The sequence below is a fragment of the Bordetella genomosp. 9 genome (genome assembly GCF_002261425.1).
GTDB lineage: Bacteria > Pseudomonadota > Gammaproteobacteria > Burkholderiales > Burkholderiaceae_B > Bordetella_C.
Genome location: NZ_NEVJ01000003.1, coordinates 2,086,310 through 2,105,524 on the forward strand (window position 1 = coordinate 2,086,310; position 19,215 = coordinate 2,105,524).

A 19,215-nucleotide genomic window follows, 5' to 3' on the forward strand; every position below is an offset into this window, starting at 1 on the left:
TCAATCGATGTGTATGTTCGCGGCCTGGATGATCTTGGCGAACTTGTCGATTTCGCCGTGGATATAGCTGTCGGCCTGCGCCGGCGTGCCCGACTGCACGGACGCGCCCTGCTGGCGCAGCGCCTGCTGCACGTCCGCCGAAGCCAGCACCGCGTCCAGCGCGCCGTTCAGCCTGGCGATGACGTCGTCCGGCGTGTGGGCCGGCGCCAACAGCGAGAACCAGGTGCCGGTGTCGAAGTCCTTCACGCCGCTGGCCTGCATCGTCGGCACGTCGGGCAGGTCGGGATCCGGACGCGCGCTGGTGATGGCCAGCGCCCGCAACCGCCCGCTCTTGACTTGCGGTATCACCGACAGCGCGTTGGCGAACATCATGTCGACTTCGCCGGACATCAGGTCGGTCATCGCCGGGGCGGTGCCGCGATACGGCACGTGGCGCAGTTGCAGGCCGGCGTCGTGGGCGTACATCTCCGCCGTCAGGTGCGGCGAACTGCCATTGCCGGTGGACGCGAACGTCAGGTTGTTGGGCTTGCTCCGCGCCAGGGCCGTAAGCTCCGCCACCGTCCTGGCCGGGACCTTGGTATTGACCACCAGCAGGAAAGGCACCGACGCCATCATCCCCACGGCCCGGAAGTCCTTTTCCACCTGGAAAGGCAGGTTCGGATACAGCGACTGGCTGACCGCGATCGACGACGGCGCCGCCAACAGGGTGTAGCCGTCCGGCGCCGCGCGCGCCACGGCCGCGGCACCGACGTTGCCGCCCGCGCCGGAACGGTTTTCGACGATCAGTTGCTGGCCCAGGGACGTCGACAGCTTCGACGCGACCAGGCGGGTGACGATGTCCACGCCGGCCCCGGGCGGGAACGGCACGATGACATGGATGGGCTGGGTGGGATAGTCGGCGGCCTGCGCGCAGGCGCCGGCGGCCAACGCGGCCGTGCACAGGATGGCGCGCAGCAGCGCCGTGATACGGGGGGTCATGATGGTCTCCTCGCTCGCCCTGCTCGGAGGGCGTCGGGCAAGGATTACAGCAGCGCCTCCCGGCGCGGACAATGGGCAAGTTCGTCTGAATTCATAGGTACAGCTTATGAATCCGCCGCGCTGGGCCAGGCGGCGCCCGGCGTGAGGGGGACTCCCGCAGCGGTCCCCCGCAACGCGGGGCCCGTGCCCACGGGGCACATGGCCGATCCATGGGCCCGGCGTCTAGGCCTTGGCGGCCAGCGGAATTTCCTGGAGCATCTCGCGGAAGCGCCCGGCGGCCGGCGACAAGGCGTGATCCACGTGCCGGCACAGGCAGATTTCGCGCATGGGCCGCGGACCGCGCAATGGACGGTGGACCAGCCCGCGCAGATTGAGCTCGGGCAGCGCGATCGCCGGGACGATGGTCGCGCCGAAACCGGCGCGCACCATGCTCAGGGCGGTGACGGTATTCAGCACTTCGTGCTCCGGCCGCTTGTCGATGCCGTTTTCGGCGAAGCCCGCGCGGATCAGGTCCGCCTGCGCCTGCAGGCCGATCAGCGGCTCGCCGGCCAGCTGCCGCCATTGCAGGGCGCGGCGCGGCGACAAGGCGTGGCCGCGCGGCAGCACCGCCACCAGCTCGTCGTCGAAAAGCCTTTCCATGACCAGCGACTCATGCGGCTCCAGGCGCGAGCACACCGCCAGGTCGACCTCGTAGTTCAGGAGCAGTTCGGCGATGTGCGGGGTGCGCGCTTCGCGCAGCCGCAGCTGCACTTCGGGGTAGCTGTCGTGGAAGGCCGCCAGGGTGTCGTTGACCAGGCCCAGCGCCAGCGACGGCAGCACGGCCAGGGACAGCTGGCCCTGCCTGAGCCGGGTGATCGCGCGGGCGTTGTTGCAGGCGTTGTCGATCTCCAGCAAGCCACGGCGCATCTGCTCGCGCAGTTGCAGGCCCACGTCGGTGATGCGCACGCGCCGCGTGCTGCGGTCGAACAGCTTGACGTCCAGCGCCGCTTCCAGGTCGCGGATCAATTGCGAAAACGCCGGCTGCGTCATGCCTATCCGTTCCGCCGCACGCGAAAAGGACAGGGAATCGGCCGCCGCCAGGAATCCTTCCACCTGCCGCAGCTTGATGCGCATCGAGACCTCCACCCAGGATGGAAACGGCTGTCAGAGGTGCAATATCGTCGCGCCCCGGCGCCGCATCAACAGGAATACCCCCAACGAGAGCGCGCAGAACACCGCCATGCTGCCGGTCACCGCGACCACGCCCATCGAAGGGAAAAACCGGCTGACCATGGCGCTGGCGAAGGCGCCGACGCCCATCATCAGCGCGTTCATCATCGCCGACGCGGCGCCCGCGATCGACCCCAGCGGCTGCAAGGCGCCCTGTTGCGTGCTGGGCGTGATCAGGCCATAGCAGAAGGTGTTCACGATCAGGAAGGGCATCAGGTTCCACGGCGTCAGCAGGCCCGTCAACGTCAAGGTCAGCATGATCAAGGCGGAACACAGGGCGACCGACAGGCCGATGCGGATCAGGGTGTCGCCGGCGACGTGGCCGGCCAGCCTGCCGCTGAGAAACGACGCCAGCATGATCCCGGCCGCGGTCATGGCGAACAGCAGGCCGAACAGCTGGGGCGACACGCCCAGCGCTTCCATCAGCACCAGCGACGCCCCCGTGACGTAGGCGAAATGGCTGCCGAACTTGAGCGCGCAGATCATCATGTAGCCCAGCGACGCGGGCTTGCGCAGCAGCGCCAGATAGGCGCCTGCCACCGGCGCGGCGGGCGGACGCTGGGCCTTGGGATGGCGCAGGCGCGGCGCCGATTCGTCCAGTCCCAGCCAGACCACCGCCAGCATGGCGAAGCCGGCGATGGTCATCATGGCGTAGATCCAGCGCCAGTTGCCGATGTTCAGCAGCGCGGCGCCCACGGACGGCGCCACCATGGGGGCGATGACGCGGATGATGGCGATGTGGGACAGCAGTTCGCGCACGCGCGTGCCTTCGAAATGATCGCGCACCAGGCTGATGGCCAGCACCCCCGCGGCGCCGGCGCCCGCGCCCTGCACCAGCCGCCAGGACAGGAAGGTGGAAATGGTTTCGGAGAAGGTGCAGCCCGCCCCGCCCAGCGCATACAGGGCCAGTCCGAACAGCAGCAGCGGCCGCCGCCCGAGCCGGTCGGACAAGGGTCCATACACCAGGGGCGCGGCGGCGAAGCCCACGAAAAAAATGCTCAGGCTCATCGCCACCCGGGCGGGGTCCGTACCCAGGTCGCGCGCCACGGCGCCGAAGGCGGGCAGGCCGACGTCGATGGACAGCGACGCAAACGCCGTCAACACGCCGCAGAACAGGATGAATGTGAAGGAATGGGGGGAAATGCGGAGTCGCGGGGTCATCGGATGTGAAGGCGCCCCGGCTGATGGGGCGCTGGCATTATTTCACAGCCGGGCGCGGCCTTACATCTGCGCGCCTATCATCCAGGGCACGAACTCCTCGTCGCCCACGCCCAGCGCCTCGCTCTTGCTGGGCGTGCCCGACGCCACGTCGACGATGGCGCGGAAGATTTCCTCGCCCTTGCGCTGCACGGTGGCATGCCCTTCCATGATGTCGCCGCAATTGATGTCCATGTCGTCCATCATGCGCTGGTACATCTGCGTGTTGGTCGCCACCTTGATCGACGGCGCCGGCTTGGCGCCGAAACAGGAACCGCGCCCGGTGGTGAACACGACCAGGTTGGCGCCGCTGGCGATCTGCCCGGTGGCGCCCATCGGGTCGTAGCCGGGCGCGTCCATGAAGACCAAGCCGTGCGTATCCACCGGCTCCGCGTAACGGTACACGCCCATCAGGGGCGTCGACCCGCTCTTGGCCACGGCGCCCAGGGATTTTTCCAGGATGGTGGTGAGGCCACCGGCCTTGTTGCCCGGTGTGGGATTGTTGTCGATGCTGCCTTTTTCGCGCTCGGCATAGGACTCCCACCAGTGGATGCGTTCGACGATCTTCTCCCCGACCTCGCGCGAGATCGCCCGGCGCGTCAGCAGGTGCTCGGCGCCGTAGATTTCCGGCGTCTCCGAAAGAATCGCCGTGCCGCCGTGGCGCACCAGCAGGTCCACCGCCGCGCCCAGGGCCGGGTTGGCGGTGATGCCCGAGTAGCCGTCAGAGCCGCCGCATTGCAGCGCCACCGTCAGGTGCGACAGCGGCAGGGGCTCGCGGCGGACCGCGTCGGCGGCGGGCAGCATCCGCTCGATGGCCGCGATGGCGGCATCCACCGTCTTCTGCGTCCCGCCCAATTCCTGCATGACCAGCGGCACCATCATCGGGCCGGGCTCGATCCCGCCCGTCATGAACATCGCGCCCATCTGGTTGGCTTCGCAGCCCAGCCCGATCACCAGCATGCCGGCGAAGTTCGCATGCTTGGCGAAACCGCCTATGGTCCGGCGCAGCTGCTGGATGCCTTCGCCATTGTGGTCGATACAGCAGCCGAAGCTGTGCGTCAGCGGCACCACGCCGTCCACATTGGGATAGGCGTCCAGGCGGCCCGGCGCGGTGAAGTGCCGCGCCACCTTCTTGCTGACCGTCGCCGAGCAATTCACCGTGCTGATGATGCCGATGTAATTGCGCGTGGCCACGCGGCCATCCGCGCGCCGTATGCCCTGGAAAGTCAGCGGCGCGGCGGCCGGGGCCACCGGACGCACGTCCTGGCCGTAGGCATAGTCGCGCTCGAACTCGCCGATCGATACGTTGTGGGTGTGGACGTGGTCGCCCGGCGCGATATCGCGCGTCGCGAAACCGATGATCTGGCCGTAGCGGTGCACCGGCTGTCCGGCGGCCACGGCGCGCAGCGCCACCTTGTGGGCGGGGGGCACGTCGGCGCGCACCACCAGGCCGCCCGCCTGCGGCAACTCGAGGCCGGCGGCCAGGGCGCGACGGGCGATCGCGACGTCATCGCGCTCGTGCAGCAGGATGATGGGGGACAGGCTGTCCATGGCGTCTCCTCGTGATGGGCATGCGGTCGCGGCGCCGCCGCGGGCGACGCCATCATGGGATAATCGCCATAGCCCGCGCAAATTGGTTGGACCACCTCAGGAATCCCCTTTCAGGAACCCCGATGCCGCGCCTCACGTCCACATCGAGCGCCTTGCAGCACGCCATGCAGTCGTTGGAACGCCTGGTCCTGGAACACGGCCTGGACGGACGTCCGCGGCTGCCGCCGGAACGCGAACTGGCGCAACGCTTCCAGGTATCGCGCACGACGGTGCGCGCGGCGATCCAGCGTCTCGTATCGCGCGGCATGCTTGAAACGCGCCAGGGCAGCGGCGTCTTCATCGCCAGCGACCGGCCCATGAGCCCGGCCACGCCGTGGCCGCCCGCGCCGTGGCTGGGGCTGGTCGACGCGCAGCCGGCGCTGCGGGCGGATACCCTGGAATTCCGCATGGTGTTCGAATGCGCGGCCGCGCGCTTTGCCGCGCAGCGCGCCGATACGCAGGAACGCCGCCAGCTGGCCGCGACGGTGGACACCATGCAAAAGGCGGTGCGAGACGGAGACGTGGCCACGGAAGCCGCCGCCGACGCCACCTTCCACGCGCAGCTGGCCAGCGCATCGCACAACATGATGCTGGGCCGCTTCTACGCCAACGCCATCGCCTCGTTGCGCGCGCACATCACGCGCAACACCTACGATGCGGGACGCGACGCCGCGCTGGCCACGCGCCGCTCGCAGGAAAGGCTGCGCCAGCACGTCGCCATCTGCGACGCGATCCTGCGCCAGTCGCCGGACGACGCCGCGCTGGCGATGCGCCAGCACATCGAATTCGTCGGGCGTCAGTTCGAGCTGCGGGGCTGATGCCCGCGCCCGCTATTGCCGGATGCCTTCCGCCTGGATATGCAGGGTGGTCTTCATGAAGAATCCGTACTCCTTGCCGAACGACACGCCGTAGGCGTCCCGGTCGAAGGCCGCCGTCGCCTCGGTCCCGCACACCTGCTTCTTCATGATGGGATTCTCGTAGCACTTGAACGAGAGCAGCGTCAGCTTGAGCGGATGCGATACGCCATGCAGGGTGAAGGTGCCGTCCACCTCCACCGGCTTGCCGTCCTTGAAATGGACTTTGCTGCCTTTGTAGGCCGCGGTCGGGAATCGCTTGACGTCGAAGAACTTGTCTCCGCGCAACTGGTCGTCCAATGCCTTGTTGCCGGTGTTGACCGAGGCCAGGTCGATGGTCACGTCCACCGTGCCGGTTCCCGCCTGGGCATCCAGCACGACCGTGCCGCTGGTCTTGTCGAACTTGCCGCGCCAGATCGAGGCGCCGGCGAAATGATCCGCCTCGAAGCTGGGATAGGTATGGTCGGGGTCCAGCTGGTACGTCACGGGTTCGGCCAGGGCAGCGAAAGGCAGCACGCACGCGGCGATGGCCGCGCGAGACGGAGTCAGGAAGCGCATGGGTAACCTCGGATCGTTGAGGGGACTGTGAAACGCCCGTTTATTTCCGCACGGCATGTCGATCCTCTGCCTTATGCTTTGTGGAAAAATGGCGAGCCTGCTAGAGTGCGAATCAGACATATCTTACCCGTCCCTGTTTGATCCGTCCGTTGCCGATCGCATTACGACGAATGGCCGTCCCCCCCGGCCCGGGCACGAGGCGGCGCCACCGGCCGCATGGGCCTCTCGACAGGGGCCTCTCGATAAATGGAGACCGCGATGAAGCGTATTCTTTCCGCCCTGCTCGCCGGGCTGTGCAGCCTGGCCGGCGCCACGCTGGCGCATGCCGAAGACGACCTGGCCCGCATCAAGGCGGCCGGCACGATCAAGATCGGCACGGAAGGCACGTATGCGCCCTTTTCCTATCACGACGCTTCGGGCCTGACCGGCTTCGACGTGGAGATCGGCCGCGCCATCGCGCAGCGCCTGGGCGTCAAGCCTGAATTCGTCGAAGGCAAATGGGATGGCCTGATCGCGGGCCTGGACGTGCGGCGCTACGACGCCGTCATCAACCAGGTCGGCATCAACGACACGCGCAAGGCCAAGTACGATTTCTCCACGCCCTACATCGCGTCGCAGGCGGTGCTGATCGTCCGCGACAACAACACCGCGATCAAGTCCTTCGACGACCTGAAGGGCAAGCGCTCGGCCAATACCTTGACCAGCAACTTCGGCAAGCTGGCGCAGAAGTACGGCGCCGAAGTCGTGCCCGTACAGGGCTTCAACGACGCCATCGAACTGCTGCTGTCCGGCCGCGTGGATGCCACCATCAACGACAACCTGTCCTTCCTGGACTTCAAGAAGCACAAGCCGGACGCCAGGGTGAAAGCCGTGGCCAGCGACAAGTCGGCCGAATACAGCGAGTCGGGGGTGCTGATGCGCAAGGGCAATCCCGAGCTGGTGGCCGCCGTGAACAAGGCACTGGCCGATATCAAGGCGGACGGTACCTACAAGAAGATATCGGTCAAGTATTTCGGCATGGACCTTTCGGCGCAATAGGGAAGCGACGCCGTGCCGGCCTGGCTGCAATTGATGGCGGATTCGTTCTGGCCCCTGCTCAAGGCGGGGCTGCAGTTCACGGTTCCGCTGACGCTGATTTCCTTTTTCGCCGGGCTGCTGCTGGCCTTCGCCGTCGCGCTGATACGCCTGTTCGGGCCGGCGCCGGCCGTGGCCGTGGTGCGCTTCTACGTCTGGCTGATCCGCGGCACGCCGCTGCTGGTGCAGCTGTTCGTGATCTTCTACGGCCTGCCCAATATCGGCATCGTGCTCGACCCCTTGCCCGCGGCGCTGATCGGCTTCACGCTGAACGTCGGCGCCTATAACTCCGAGGTCATACGGGGCGTCATCGAATCGATTCCCAAGGGGCAGTGGGAAGCCGCCTACTCGCTCAGCATGACGCGCTGGCAGGCGATACGCCGGACCATCCTGCCGCAGGCGGCGCGGGTATCGGTGCCGCCGCTGTCCAACGCCTTCATCTCATTGGTCAAGGATACGTCCCTGGCCGCCGTGCTGACCGTCCCGGAAATCTTCCAGGCCGCCCAGCGCATCGCCGCGGTCACCTACGAACCGCTGGTCCTGTACACCGAAGCGGCGCTCATCTATCTGGTGTTCAGCACGGTGCTGTCGTCGGCGCAGGTACGCCTGGAAAAGCGCTTCGGCAAGCATGCGGCCTTCGCGGGGACGTCGCAATGATCCGCCTGGCGCATATCCAGAAGCATTTCGGCCAGGTGCATGTGCTGAGGGACGTCGGCATCGACGTCCCGGAAGGCAGCGTCACGGCCCTGATCGGCCCGTCCGGCAGCGGCAAGAGCACCTTGCTGCGCTGCGTGAACCTGCTCGAAGTCCCCGAATCCGGCCGGCTCGAACTGGGCGAGGCCAGCATCGATTTCCAGCCGGGCGTGCGCACGCCGTTCGCCGCCGTGCAGCGCGTGCGCAAGCAGACCGGCATGGTGTTCCAGAACTTTCAGCTGTTTCCGCACCAGACGGTGCTGGAGAACGTCATGGAAGGGCTGGTGACCGTGCAGCGCTGGCCGCGCGAACGCGCCGCCTCGCGCGCACGCGAACTGCTCGACAAGGTCGGCATGCTGGAAAAGGCGGAAGCCTGGCCGGCCACCCTTTCGGGCGGCCAGCAGCAGCGCGTGGCCATCGCCCGCGCACTGGCGCCCGCGCCGCGCGTCCTGCTGTGCGATGAACCGACGTCCGCGCTCGACCCCGGGCTGGCCAAGGAAGTCGTCGACGTACTGCGCCAACTGGCCGCCGAAGGCATGACCATGCTGATGGCCACCCACGACCTGCGCCTGGCCGCCAGCATCGCCCAACAAGTGATATTCCTGGAAAACGGCGCCGTCATCGAAACCGGCTCGGCGCAAGCCGTCTTCACCAACCCCACGCACGCCCGCACCCGCGAGTTCGTCGCCACCCTGACCGAAGGCCTGCCGCAGGCCTGGGCAGCGGCGTGAACCGTCTTCCCGGGCGACCCGCGCGATCCACGCAACGCATAGCCCGGGGCGGAATCAGGCGGCGGGCGGATAGTTCGAAGGAAACAGGGCGCGTTTCGCTTCTTCGTCCCGGGCGGTCTTGAAGCCGAAATCGGTCCCGACCTTGCGCGCCCGCGCGACGGCGGGGCGCGCGTCGATGGCCGCGAACCAGCGGGCGATGTTGGGGTACGGCGCCAGCGGCTCCGGCGCCCCTTTCAGGACACGCGACGCGCGATCCAGCCAGCCCCAGGCCGAGATATCCGCGATCGTATATTCCTTGCCGACGATGAACTCGCGGCCCGCCAGCCTGCCGTCCAGGACCTGGTAGTGGCGTTCGGCTTCGCGCCGGTAGCGGTTGACGGCATAGTCCAGGCCTTCCGGCGCGGCATGTTGGAAATGCACCGCCTGCCCGGAAAACGGCCCCAGGCCCGACGCGATGAAAAACAGCCATGACAGCAGGTCGGCCCGGTCGCCCGGCTGCCCCAGCAGCTTGCCGCTCTTTTCCGCCAGATACAGCAGGATCGCGGTGGAGTCGAACACGGTTGCCGGCACGCCGCCGGGCCCTTCGGTATCCACGATGGCCGGCACCTTGCCATTGGGGTTGATGGACCGGAACGCCGGGTCGTGCTGCTGCCCCTTGCTGGTATCCACCGGAATCACCTCGTAAGGCAGGCCGATCTCTTCGAGCATCAGCGCCACCTTGGCGGGATTGGGCGTGGGGTGGAAGTAGAACCGTATCATCGAATCTCCCTGTGCATGGCGACGACGCGCGAACGCCACGCCGACCGTATGGGTACCGTCGCCATCGACGGATGGCGCACCGGGCATACCGCCTGGTCTTTTAAATCACTTGCTCTAAAATCGTCAACCACGAACGCCGAACCGCGGTCCCCGCCCTTGGCGCGCCGGAGATCAGATCCATGGGTCGACCCAGACAATTCGATGAAGCGCAGACGCTGGACCTGGCGCTGCGGTACTTCTGGCAGCACGGCTATGAAGCCGCATCGGTCAGGGACCTGGCCGACGCCATGGCGCTGACCGGCGCCAGCGTCTACAACGCCTATGGCGACAAACTGGCGCTTTATCGCCGCGCGCTGGAACGCTACATCGACATCAGCATCGCCGACCGCATCAAGCGCTTGCAGTCCAGGGAGCCGCTGCAGGCCATCGAAGGCTTCTACGCCGAGATGATCGGCCGGTCCCTGGACGACCCCGATATGAAGGGCTGCATGCTCGTCAATGCCGCCCTCGAAATGGCGCCGCGCGATCCGGATCTGCGTACGCTGATCGCCGACGTCCTGCGCCGGATCGAAACCTTCTTCCGCCGCTGCGTGCAGGCCGGACAGCGGGACGGGACCATCACCCGGTCGCAGTCCGCGGCGGACTTGGCGCGCATGCTGCTGGGTGTGCAACTGGGCATGCGCGTGCTCGCGCGCTCGCGTCCCGAACCGGCCCTGCTGCGCGGCATGGTGCGCGCCGCCATCGCGTCGCTTCAACCCGGCGCCGACGCTTCCTGATCCGCGCGCGCCCGGCGCCGCCATTCGCCGGGCGTCATCCCCATCCACTGCGCGAAGCCGCGCCGGAACGCGGCCACGGATTGATAGCCGACCGCTTCCGCGACGGCCTCCGCGGTGGCCGTCGGCCGTTTCAGTTCATTCGACGCCAGGCTCATGCGCACGTCGGTCAGCAGGTCGTAGGCCGTGCGCCCCAGCTTGTCCTGGAAATGCCGCATGAAGGTCGCGCGCGACATGCTGCACAGCGCGGCCAGCTCGGGCAGCGTCCATGGCCGGGCCGGTTCGTTGAAGATGGCCGACAAGGCCGGCGCCAGGCGCGGATGGCCCGCCAGCGCCAGCAGTCCTTGCGGCGCCTGCTGTCCCTGGCCCGCCACGCGCAAGGCCAGGGTGAAAAGCGCGGCGGACAGCGCATTGAGCATCGCGCGCCCGCCCAGCGTGTCGGCCATGGCCTCGGCGCGCATCATCCCCACCAGGGCCGCGAGCTGGCTCGCCGGTCCCGTCTCGCCACCTTCCGCATGCACCACCAGCGTAGCCGGCAGGTAGCCGCGTATCAACCGGTCATGCGGGGGCGTGATGAAGAAGCGCCCGCACAGCATGTCCAGCACCGGTTCCCCGCCGCCGTTTTCGCTGACCGTCAGATTCGGCGTCCGCCGCGACGATGCCGGCAGGGGCGCACGGCCGCTGCCGTCGTGCAGGACATGCGCCGATCCGTGCGGCAGCATCAGGATGTCGCCGGGACCGAGTTCGCGCACCGTGTTGTCCCGCGGATCTTCCAGGATGGCGATGCCCTTCAGCACCGCGTGATAGGGAATTTCGCGCGCCGCCGATGGCGCCTCCACGATGCGCCACGGCGCGCCATAGGCGCAGCGTATTTCCAGCTGGCCGGTCACACTGATCATTTCCAGCAGGCGGCTGATCCAGTCGGGCCTGGCGGACATAAGCATTCTCCCGGGCGGGGCCTGGCACGCCCTTTTTTGATCCTATTGAGCATTTTATTGAGCATATAAAAGCTCGGCAAGATCATTCCGTCGATCTAAAGTGGAGGCTCCTGATCACCAAACGTCTTCCCCAAGGAGCCACACCATGAGCCAGACCACCAGCCGCATCGCCATCCCTGCCGTCGAATCCGCCACCGGCGCCACCGCCGAACTCTACGCCCAGATCAAGAAGGCCAACGGCAAGCTGCCGAACCTGTACGCGACCCTGGGACACCTGACGCCCGCGTCCCTGTCGGCCTACCTGGCGGCCGAAGCCGCCCTGGCGCGCGCCAGCCTGCCGCGCCAGGACGTGGAAACCATCAAGGTGCTGGTCAGCGAACTGAGCGGTTGCGACTACTGCCTGGCCGCGCACATGATGCTGGGCAAGATGGCGGGACTCGATGCCGATACCCTGCGCAACATCCGCGCCGGCGAGCCGACCGGCGACGCCAGGCGCGATGCGCTGGTGCGCTTCGTGCGGGTCATCCAGCAAACCAGCGGCACGCTGCCAGCCGCCGAAGTCGAGGCGATCCGCGCCGCCGGCTACACCGACGCGCAACTGGCGGACATCGCCTTTGCCTACGCGCTGATCACGTATACCAACACCTTCAACCGCATCAACGACACCGAGATCGACTTTCCGCCGGTGAAGTGAGCGGCATCGGGCGAGCCCCGTCAGCCGCCGCCACCACGCAGCTTGCGCCACAGCGTCGTGCGGCTGATGCCCAGTTCGCGCGCGGCGGCGGCCTGATTGCCGCCGTGCGCCGCCAGCACGTCCCGGATATGCAGATGTTCGCTGGCCCGCTGCACGGCATCCAGCCGGCGGCCGCCGGGCGCGCCGGCCGAGTCCGGCCCCGGCTGATCGAGCACGCTGCTGAGCGTGGCGGCCGGCGGCACGGCATCGGCCAGCAGGCATTCCAAGGCCATGCGTTCGACGACGTTCTCGAGCTCGCGCACATTGCCCGGCCAGTCGTGCGCCAGCAGCAACGGCAAGGCGACCCGCAGCACCTCGTCCGCCACTTCGCGCGCGCCGATGCGTTGCAGGGCCGCGGGCAAGAGTTCGGCCGCCAGCGCGGCGATATCCTCCGGACGCTCGCGCAGCGGCGGTACGCGGATCTGCAGGATGTGCAGCCGGTAGAACAGATCGTGCCGGAACGATCCCTGGCGCGCCATGGCCGCCAGGTCGCGATGGGTCGCGGCGATGATGCGCACGTCGACCGGTATCGCGTCGATGCCCCCCACCCGCGTGATCTCCTTTTCCTGCAGGGCGCGCAGCAAGCGCGTTTGCAACGGCAAAGGCATCTCGCCCACTTCATCCAGCAATAGGGTGCCGCCGTCCGCGGCTTCGAACAGGCCGGCCTTGCCCTGGCGCCGCGCGCCGGTGAAGGCGCCCTCCTCGTAGCCGAACAGCTCGCTTTCCAGCAATTGCTCGGGAAAGGCGCCGCAATTGATCGCCACGAAGGGGCGCGCGTGGCGGCGGCTGGCGCGGTGGATGCCCTGCGCCACCACCTCCTTGCCCGAGCCGCTTTCCCCCTGGATCAGCACCGACGCATCGCTGCTGCGCGCCAGCACCTCGCAGCGATGGACCAGCTCGCGCATGGCCGCCGACACCGCGACCATGCCGTTCAAGGTGTAGCGGGCCGAACGCGAACGCCGGTGGCTGTGCGCGCGCAGGCGGCCCACCGCATGTTCCAGCGGCTGCGATGAATGCAGGGTCAGCACGGCGCCCGTCTGCGTGCCCGCCTCGAACAGCGGCACGGCATCCACCACCAGCGGCTGGCCGCGCACGTCCTCCACGCGGCCCAGTTCGGGCGTTCCGCGCGCCAGGGCCGGGCCGGCGGTCAGCCCTGCCGCCGTCTCGGCCAACGGACGGCCCGCCGCCTGGGATGCGGCGGTGCCCAGGATACGCGCCGCCGCGGGATTCATCGTCGTGACATGCCCCTGCATATCGACCGCCACCACGCCGTCGTTCAAATGCCGCAGCACCAGGTCCAGCCGGTCGCGCCGCGCGCGCTCTTCGTATTGCGCATGGGCGATGGCCAACGCCGTTTCCATCGCGGCGCGCACCGAATCGGCGGAATACAGCAACACCGCCGTCAGGCCGGCCTTGCGGGCGAAATCGGTGACCATCCCGGCTCCCACGACGACTTCCACACCCTGCGCGGCCAGCTCGCGTATGCATCGCGCGGCATCGTCGGGCGTGTCGTAGGCCCGCAGCTCCACGTCCAGGCCGAACACGCGCATGAAGCGCCGCAGCGCGGCGGTGACTTCATGGTGCAGCACCACCGCCACGCGTGGCGACAGCTCGCGGGCCTGCGCCAACGCGGCCATCAGGTCATAGCCGCCGATCTGGACCAGCACCACCGGCACCGCCAGCTTCGCCCGCAGGAAAGCGCCATTGCTGCCCGAGGCCACCACCACGTCGCAGCGCCCCTGCGCGATCGCCTGGTTCAACGGCGCCAGCGCGGCGTCGAACGCATCATGCAGCAGCTCCACCCTGGCGCGGGTGGCGAATTCAGGCGCCAGTTGCCGCAGGCTTTCGAACAGGCCATAGCCGGTGACGGCATAGAGGCGGGGCAAGGGGGGCGACGCACGCGATCCGGCGGGCGCGCGGTCGGCGGCGGAATCGGCCGGTGCGGGAAAGACAGCCATTGTTGCAGCCCAGTGATGCGTTTATGAAACGCGTATTTTCCTTCATGAAACACTTAAACGGAAGCCGCGCTTCTCCCAGAGGCGGTTTCCCTCTGGGCCGGGGTCAGGCCAGAACTGGCATCGCTTTTGCATTTACCCGTCCAGCTCTGGCGTGCAGACCAGGTATACAGGAGACTATCGTGAGCTTTTCCCCACTTCGACGCGCGGTCGCCGCGCTGGCGGCGGCCTGTGCCCTGCCCCTGGCCAGCGGCGCCGCCCTGGCCGCCGACAGCGACGCCTTCCCCAGCCGACCGATCCGCCTGCTGGTCGGCTTCGCGGCCGGCGGCAGCTCCGATACCGTCGCCCGCATCATGGCGCCGGTACTGTCGAAGAACCTGAAGCAGAACATCATCATCGACAACCGCCCCGGCGCCGGCGGCAACATCGCGTCCGACGCGCTCGTGAAGGCCGCGCCCGACGGCTACACCATCATGCTGGGCACCATAGGTTCGCTGGCCGTCAACCAGCACCTGAGCAAGCTGTCGTACGACCCGGTCACCGACATGGAGCCGATTTCGCTGGCGGTGTCCTTCTCCAACGTCCTGGTGGTGAACGCCAACAGCAAGATCAAGACCTTCGCGGACTACATCAAGGCCGCCAGCGCCCAGCGTTCCGATATGTCCTTCGGCTCTTCCGGTATCGGCAGCAGCGGTCACCTGGCCGGCGAACTGCTCAAATCGGTCGCGGGCCTGCAGAACCAGCATGTCGCCTATCGCGGCGGCGCGCCGGCCATGAACGACCTGCTGGGCGGCACGCTGGCCTCCATCTTCGCCAGCCCCACCGACGCCGTGCAGTTCATCGCGGCCGGCAAGCTGCGGCCCATCGCCACGACCGGCCTGCGCCGCCTGGATGTCCTGCCGAACGTGCCGACCATCGCCGAGTCCGGCTATCCGGGCTTCGAAGCCAACAACTGGTACGCCTTCACCGCGCCGGCGCATACGCCCAAGGCGGTCATCGACGTGCTGAACAAAGCCATCGTGGCCACGCTGAAGGACCCCGACGTCGACGCCAAGCTCAAGAAGCTGGGCCTGGACCCCGCGCCTTCCACACCGGCCGAAACCGACCGCTACATCCGCGCCGAGAGCAAGAAGTGGGGCGACCTGGTCAAGAAGATCAACATCAACGCGGTGTGAGCCCGGCCGCGCCGTCCCGACGAACGACAACCGCCGCCTATCGAACACATCTGATCCGTAGCCATCATGCCTTCCACCATCGCTGAAAAAATCCTTGCCCGGCATGCCGGGATAGAAGCGGTCCAGCCCGGCGACATCGTGATCGCCGACGTGGACTTCGCCATGGTCCACGACGCCCGCGCGCCCAACGCCATCAAGATGGTCGACAAGATGGGCGCGGAAAAACTGCCCTTCGCGCCGCGCACGGCCTGGGTGCTGGATCACTACTCGCCGCCGCCCAACCTGGCCGCCGCGCAGACCCATACCGCCATGCGCCGCTTCGCCGACGACCACGGCAGTCCGCTGTACGACATCGGCGACGGCATCTGCCATCAGGTGCTGCCCGAAGGCGGGCACCTGACCTGCGGCGACCTGGTGGTCGGCACGGACACGCACTCCGTGACCTACGGCGCGTTCAATGCCTTCGGCACCGGCGTCGAAGGCAGCGACGTCACCGCCGTGATGAAGACCGGCAAGGTCTGGCTGCGCGTGCCGGAATCGGCGCGCATCGAGCTGTCGGGCCGCCTGCAGCCCGGCGTCTGGGCCAAGGACATCACCCTGCACATGCTGGGCCGCTTCGGTGCGGAAGGCCTGAACTACCTGGCCATCGAATACGTCGGCTCGGCGGTCTCGGCCATGGAGATCGACGACCGCATGACGCTGGCCAACCACGCCGCCGAACTCGGCGCCAAGGCGGCGCTGCTGGAAGCCGACGACAAGACCCTGGCTTGGCTGGCCGCGCACGGCGCCCGCCCGCCCCGCCCGGTGTCGGCCGATGCCGACGCCCGGTACGCGCATCGCGTCGCCATCGATGCATCGGCATTGGTGCCGCAGGTGGCGCGGCGCCATGAAGTCGACGACGTGGTGGGCATAGACCAGATCGACCGGCAGAAAATCAATTTCGCGCTGATCGGCACGTGCACCAACGGCCGCCTGGACGACATCCGCCAGGCGGCGGCCATCCTCAAGGGCCGCAAGCTGGCGCGCGGCGTCCGCATGATCGTGACGCCGGCGTCACGCAAGATCTATCTGGACGCGGCGCGCGAAGGCCTGATCGAAATCCTGACCGCGGCGGGCGCGTCATTCGAGGCCGCCGGCTGCGGCACCTGCGTGGGGATCACCAACCACCTCATTCCCGGCGACCGGGAAGTCGCGATCTCCAGCGCGAACCGCAATTTCCGCGGCCGCCTGGGCAACCACGAAGCCGAAATCTGGCTGGGCTCGGCGGCCACCGTCGCGGCGTCGGCCCTGACCGGCTACATCACCGACCCACGCGGCGTCGAAGGCGGCGAATGGAGGCCCAGCCATGACTGATGCCACGCAGGATGTCATCACCGGCCCGGTCTACAAGCTGGGCGACGACGTCAACACCGATACGCAATGCTCGGGGAAATACCTGCCGGGCAAGGATGAAGCCTATATCGCGGCGCAGGCCTTCGAAGGCGTGGCGCCGGGCTTCGCGGCCCGTTTCAAACCCGGCGGCATCATCGCCGCCGGCACGCACTTCGGCATCAATTCCTCGCGCGAGCAGGCGGTGCACATCCTGCATCGCCTGGGCGTCGCCGCCATCATCGCGCCGTCCTTCGGCCGGCAGTTTTTCCGCAACGCCATCAACAACGGGCTGCTGCTGATCGAGTACGACACCAGCGGCCTGGCGGAAGGCGACGAGGTCACCATCGACCTCGGCCACAGCGAACTGCGGGCGCCCGCCCGCGGACTGCGGCAGACGCTGCGTCCGCTGCCGCCGCAGATCCGCGCCATCCTGCGCGAAGGGGGCCTGATACCGTTCCTGCGCAAACATCCCGACTGGAGCATCGCGGAATGAACGCCACGGCAACGAATGCGACAACAACCAACGCAACGGCAACCGGCGGCGCCGCCGGCCAGGCCGACTGGAACAAGCCGGCGCGCCTGCGCCAGGCCTTGCGCGAACGGCTGTCGCGCGCGGGCCGCGGCCAACCCACGCTGATCGCGCCAGGCGTCTACGACGCCTACGGCGCGCGGATGGTGCAGCACGCCGGCTTCGAAGCCGTCTACATGACGGGCAACGGCGTTTCCGCCAGCCTGCTGGGCAAGCCCGACGTCGGGCTGGTCGACCTGACCATGATCACCAGCCACGCGCGGCGCGTGGCGGCATGCGTGGACCTGCCGCTGATCTGCGACGCCGATACGGGCTACGGCGCCGCCGCCGCCATCCGCCGCACGGTGGAAGAATTCGAAGCGGCCGGCGTCGCGGCGATCCACATCGAAGACCAGCAATCCCCCAAGCGCTGCGCGCAATTTCCCGGCGCCCGCGCGGTACTGCCCTTCGACGTCGCGGTGTCCCGCATCGCCGCCGCGGCCGCGGCGCGCGCGCCCACCGGACTGCTCATCGTGGGCCGCACGGACTGCGCCGCCTCGATGGGCCTGGACGAGGCCATCCGCCGCGCGCAGGCTTTCGCGGATGCCGGCGCGGACGCCGTTTTCGTCGAACTCAAGGCGCACGACAAGGTCCTGCAGGACATCCGCGCGGTGACGGAACGGATCCGCATCCCCTGCATGATCAACCTGGACTCGGGCGGCCCGCTGGCGGCGCTGCGCTTTCCGGATCTGGCCGAGCTGGGCATCGCGCTGGCCATCTATCCCGGACTGTTGCGCAATGCCCTGGGCTACGCCATGCGCGAGGCGCTCGGCCACCTGCGCGACGACGGCGGCACCATGGCCATGCGCGACCGCATGCTGACCGGCGCGGAATACAGCGCCTACCTGGGACTGCCGGACGTGGAGGAATGGGAGAACCGCTTCCCCGCCTGATGCAGGCCGGCGGCGGCCGGCAGCGAGAAAAACGCCGCCAGCTTTTCTTCCGCCGCCTGGCGGGCCCGCGCAAGCGCATCCGCCCCCAGCGCCGTGCCCTGCACGGCAAAATAGTGGATGTCGTACAGGCCGACGGTGTTGAGGATGGCGGTCAGGTACGGCGTCAGGAAATCCGGCTGCCGCGTTCTCTCGCCATCGAACCGGCTGCCCGACGCGATGGCCACGTAGACCGGCCGGTCCGCCAGCGTGCCCACCTTGCCGGTCGGACCCGGGGCAAAGCTGCGATGTATCCGCACGATATGGTCGAGCCATGCCTTCAGCGCCGACGGCACCGTGTAGTTGTGCATGGGCGTGGCGATGACCAGGCAATCGGCATCCTCCAGCTCCTGGATCAGGCGTTCAGAATGGACCATGGTGCCGGCGTCCATGGACGGCTCGGCATGTCCGCCCAATGCGTCCGCGTAGCCTTCATCGACATGCGCGATCGCGCTCGTCCCCAGGCCGCGATCGATGAGCCTTGCGTCAGGGTAGCGTTGCCGCAGCAGGCCGACCAGCCTGTCCGCCAGCCGATAGCTTTCCGACCGCGCGCCGCGCGGGCTGCAATGGACACGCAGTATTCTCATGCCACGTCCTTGGACAGATCCATGCTGAATCGCATCGCGCCTGTCAGCAACCCCACGCGGAAGTAAAAGCGCTGGGCTAGCGCGTTGCCCAGGGCGGTATCCAGCACCAGCTTCCGGCACCCCGCGCGACGCGCGATCACGGCCACTTCGCGCAGCAGTCTGGCGCCCCAGTTGTCGCCCCGGCGTCCGTCCTTGACGACCAGGTCGTCCACGTACACGAAAGTCCCGTAGATCAGGTTCTCTTGCAGCCGGTAGCCGGCCAACGCAACGGGTTCGCCGTCGCTCCAGCCCGCCAGCAGGCGATAGCCGTCGCCGTGCATGCGCTGCACGCGCGAGGTGAAATCCTCCTCGTCACGCAGATGCGGACGCAGTTCGCGCATCACGGCATGGCAGGCCCGCAGCTCGTCCGCCGTTTCCACATGGCGCAGGTCCTGGCTTTCCAGCCCCTGGACTCCCGCTCCGACATTCCCGCTCTGTACACCGTTGTCCCGCATCGCCCCGCTCCTTGTCGCATATGGCATCAGGAGAGGCATCGTAGAAGCC

At 67.9% G+C, this 19,215-nt stretch carries 20 protein-coding genes; 10 read left to right on the plus strand and 10 right to left on the minus strand.

Annotation, left to right across the window (positions count from 1 at the left end):
• The 4 genes from CAL26_RS20530 to CAL26_RS20545 form a co-directional block, all read right to left on the minus strand.
• On the minus strand, window positions 1-978 hold the full coding sequence (locus CAL26_RS20530; RefSeq protein ID WP_094848584.1) for a tripartite tricarboxylate transporter substrate binding protein: 978 nt from the start codon (window positions 976-978) through the stop codon (window positions 1-3).
• A gap of 222 nt (window positions 979-1,200) precedes the next feature.
• Window positions 1,201-2,091, minus strand: coding sequence for a LysR family transcriptional regulator (locus CAL26_RS20535; RefSeq protein ID WP_094848585.1), 891 nt, complete (start codon window positions 2,089-2,091; stop codon window positions 1,201-1,203).
• Window positions 2,092-2,121: 30 nt separating this feature from the next.
• Window positions 2,122-3,348, minus strand: coding sequence for a multidrug effflux MFS transporter (locus tag CAL26_RS20540; RefSeq protein WP_094848586.1), 1,227 nt, complete (start codon window positions 3,346-3,348; stop codon window positions 2,122-2,124).
• A gap of 60 nt (window positions 3,349-3,408) precedes the next feature.
• Window positions 3,409-4,935, minus strand: coding sequence for a UxaA family hydrolase (locus CAL26_RS20545; protein ID WP_094848587.1), 1,527 nt, complete (start codon window positions 4,933-4,935; stop codon window positions 3,409-3,411).
• Between the two features lie 122 nt (window positions 4,936-5,057).
• On the opposite strand from CAL26_RS20545, the gene CAL26_RS20550 reads away from it, so the two are divergent.
• Window positions 5,058-5,792 (plus strand): FadR/GntR family transcriptional regulator, encoded by a 735-nt coding sequence (locus CAL26_RS20550; RefSeq protein WP_094848588.1) that lies wholly within the window; start codon window positions 5,058-5,060, stop codon window positions 5,790-5,792.
• A 12-nt stretch (window positions 5,793-5,804) separates the two neighbouring features.
• On the opposite strand, the gene CAL26_RS20555 is transcribed toward CAL26_RS20550, so the two are convergent.
• The gene (locus CAL26_RS20555; RefSeq protein WP_094848589.1) at window positions 5,805-6,386 is read right to left on the minus strand and encodes a YceI family protein; all 582 of its coding nucleotides are present in this window, start codon (window positions 6,384-6,386) and stop codon (window positions 5,805-5,807) included.
• 258 nt (window positions 6,387-6,644) lie between these two features.
• On the opposite strand from CAL26_RS20555, the gene CAL26_RS20560 reads away from it, so the two are divergent.
• The 3 genes from CAL26_RS20560 to CAL26_RS20570 are packed head-to-tail and all read left to right on the plus strand — an operon-like array spanning window position 6,645 to window position 8,884.
• A complete protein-coding gene (locus CAL26_RS20560) occupies window positions 6,645-7,424 on the plus strand; it encodes an amino acid ABC transporter substrate-binding protein (RefSeq protein ID WP_256988544.1) in 780 nt (259 codons plus the stop codon).
• 12 nt (window positions 7,425-7,436) lie between these two features.
• Window positions 7,437-8,117 (plus strand): ABC transporter permease subunit, encoded by a 681-nt coding sequence (locus CAL26_RS20565; protein ID WP_094848591.1) that lies wholly within the window; start codon window positions 7,437-7,439, stop codon window positions 8,115-8,117.
• Entirely contained in the window at window positions 8,114-8,884 is a 771-nt protein-coding gene (locus tag CAL26_RS20570; RefSeq protein ID WP_094848592.1) for an amino acid ABC transporter ATP-binding protein, read from the plus strand. The genes CAL26_RS20565 and CAL26_RS20570 overlap by 4 nt, the downstream gene beginning before the upstream one ends.
• A 54-nt stretch (window positions 8,885-8,938) precedes the next feature.
• Here CAL26_RS20570 and CAL26_RS20575 read toward each other — a convergent pair whose 3' ends face one another.
• Window positions 8,939-9,643 (minus strand): glutathione S-transferase family protein, encoded by a 705-nt coding sequence (locus CAL26_RS20575; RefSeq protein ID WP_094848593.1) that lies wholly within the window; start codon window positions 9,641-9,643, stop codon window positions 8,939-8,941.
• Between the two features lie 179 nt (window positions 9,644-9,822).
• Between CAL26_RS20575 and CAL26_RS20580 the strand changes: the two genes are divergently transcribed.
• Window positions 9,823-10,419: a TetR/AcrR family transcriptional regulator gene (locus tag CAL26_RS20580; RefSeq protein WP_094848594.1), complete on the plus strand. Its 597-nt coding sequence runs from the start codon at window positions 9,823-9,825 to the stop codon at window positions 10,417-10,419.
• Here CAL26_RS20580 and CAL26_RS20585 read toward each other — a convergent pair.
• Window positions 10,395-11,354: a cupin domain-containing protein gene (locus tag CAL26_RS20585; RefSeq protein WP_094848595.1), complete on the minus strand. Its 960-nt coding sequence runs from the start codon at window positions 11,352-11,354 to the stop codon at window positions 10,395-10,397. The two genes, CAL26_RS20580 and CAL26_RS20585, sit on opposite strands and share 25 nt — an antisense overlap.
• Before the next feature lie 145 nt (window positions 11,355-11,499).
• On the opposite strand from CAL26_RS20585, the gene CAL26_RS20590 reads away from it, so the two are divergent.
• Window positions 11,500-12,048 (plus strand): carboxymuconolactone decarboxylase family protein, encoded by a 549-nt coding sequence (locus CAL26_RS20590; RefSeq protein WP_094848596.1) that lies wholly within the window; start codon window positions 11,500-11,502, stop codon window positions 12,046-12,048.
• A gap of 20 nt (window positions 12,049-12,068) precedes the next feature.
• Here CAL26_RS20590 and prpR read toward each other — a convergent pair whose 3' ends face one another.
• Window positions 12,069-14,045 (minus strand): propionate catabolism operon regulatory protein PrpR, encoded by a 1,977-nt coding sequence (gene prpR, locus CAL26_RS20595; RefSeq protein WP_094848597.1) that lies wholly within the window; start codon window positions 14,043-14,045, stop codon window positions 12,069-12,071.
• A 179-nt stretch (window positions 14,046-14,224) separates the two neighbouring features.
• Here prpR and CAL26_RS20600 point away from each other — a divergent pair, with 179 nt between their 5' ends.
• From CAL26_RS20600 to CAL26_RS20615, 4 genes are all read left to right on the plus strand, one after another.
• Window positions 14,225-15,217, plus strand: coding sequence for a Bug family tripartite tricarboxylate transporter substrate binding protein (locus tag CAL26_RS20600; RefSeq protein ID WP_179283406.1), 993 nt, complete (start codon window positions 14,225-14,227; stop codon window positions 15,215-15,217).
• Between the two features lie 66 nt (window positions 15,218-15,283).
• Complete coding sequence (locus tag CAL26_RS20605) at window positions 15,284-16,570, plus strand: 3-isopropylmalate dehydratase large subunit (RefSeq protein WP_094848599.1); 1,287 nt, start codon at window positions 15,284-15,286, stop codon at window positions 16,568-16,570.
• Entirely contained in the window at window positions 16,563-17,081 is a 519-nt protein-coding gene (locus CAL26_RS20610) for a LeuD/DmdB family oxidoreductase small subunit (protein WP_094848600.1), read from the plus strand. The genes CAL26_RS20605 and CAL26_RS20610 overlap by 8 nt, the downstream gene beginning before the upstream one ends.
• Complete coding sequence (locus CAL26_RS20615; protein WP_094848601.1) at window positions 17,078-18,049, plus strand: isocitrate lyase/PEP mutase family protein; 972 nt, start codon at window positions 17,078-17,080, stop codon at window positions 18,047-18,049. Before CAL26_RS20610 ends, CAL26_RS20615 begins: the two co-directional genes overlap by 4 nt.
• On the opposite strand, the gene CAL26_RS20620 is transcribed toward CAL26_RS20615, so the two are convergent.
• Window positions 17,998-18,672: an FMN-dependent NADH-azoreductase gene (locus CAL26_RS20620; RefSeq protein ID WP_094848602.1), complete on the minus strand. Its 675-nt coding sequence runs from the start codon at window positions 18,670-18,672 to the stop codon at window positions 17,998-18,000. The two genes, CAL26_RS20615 and CAL26_RS20620, sit on opposite strands and share 52 nt — an antisense overlap.
• On the minus strand, window positions 18,669-19,166 hold the full coding sequence (locus CAL26_RS20625) for a GNAT family N-acetyltransferase (RefSeq protein WP_094848603.1): 498 nt from the start codon (window positions 19,164-19,166) through the stop codon (window positions 18,669-18,671). Before CAL26_RS20625 ends, CAL26_RS20620 begins: the two co-directional genes overlap by 4 nt.
• Window positions 19,167-19,215 lie beyond the last annotated feature (49 nt).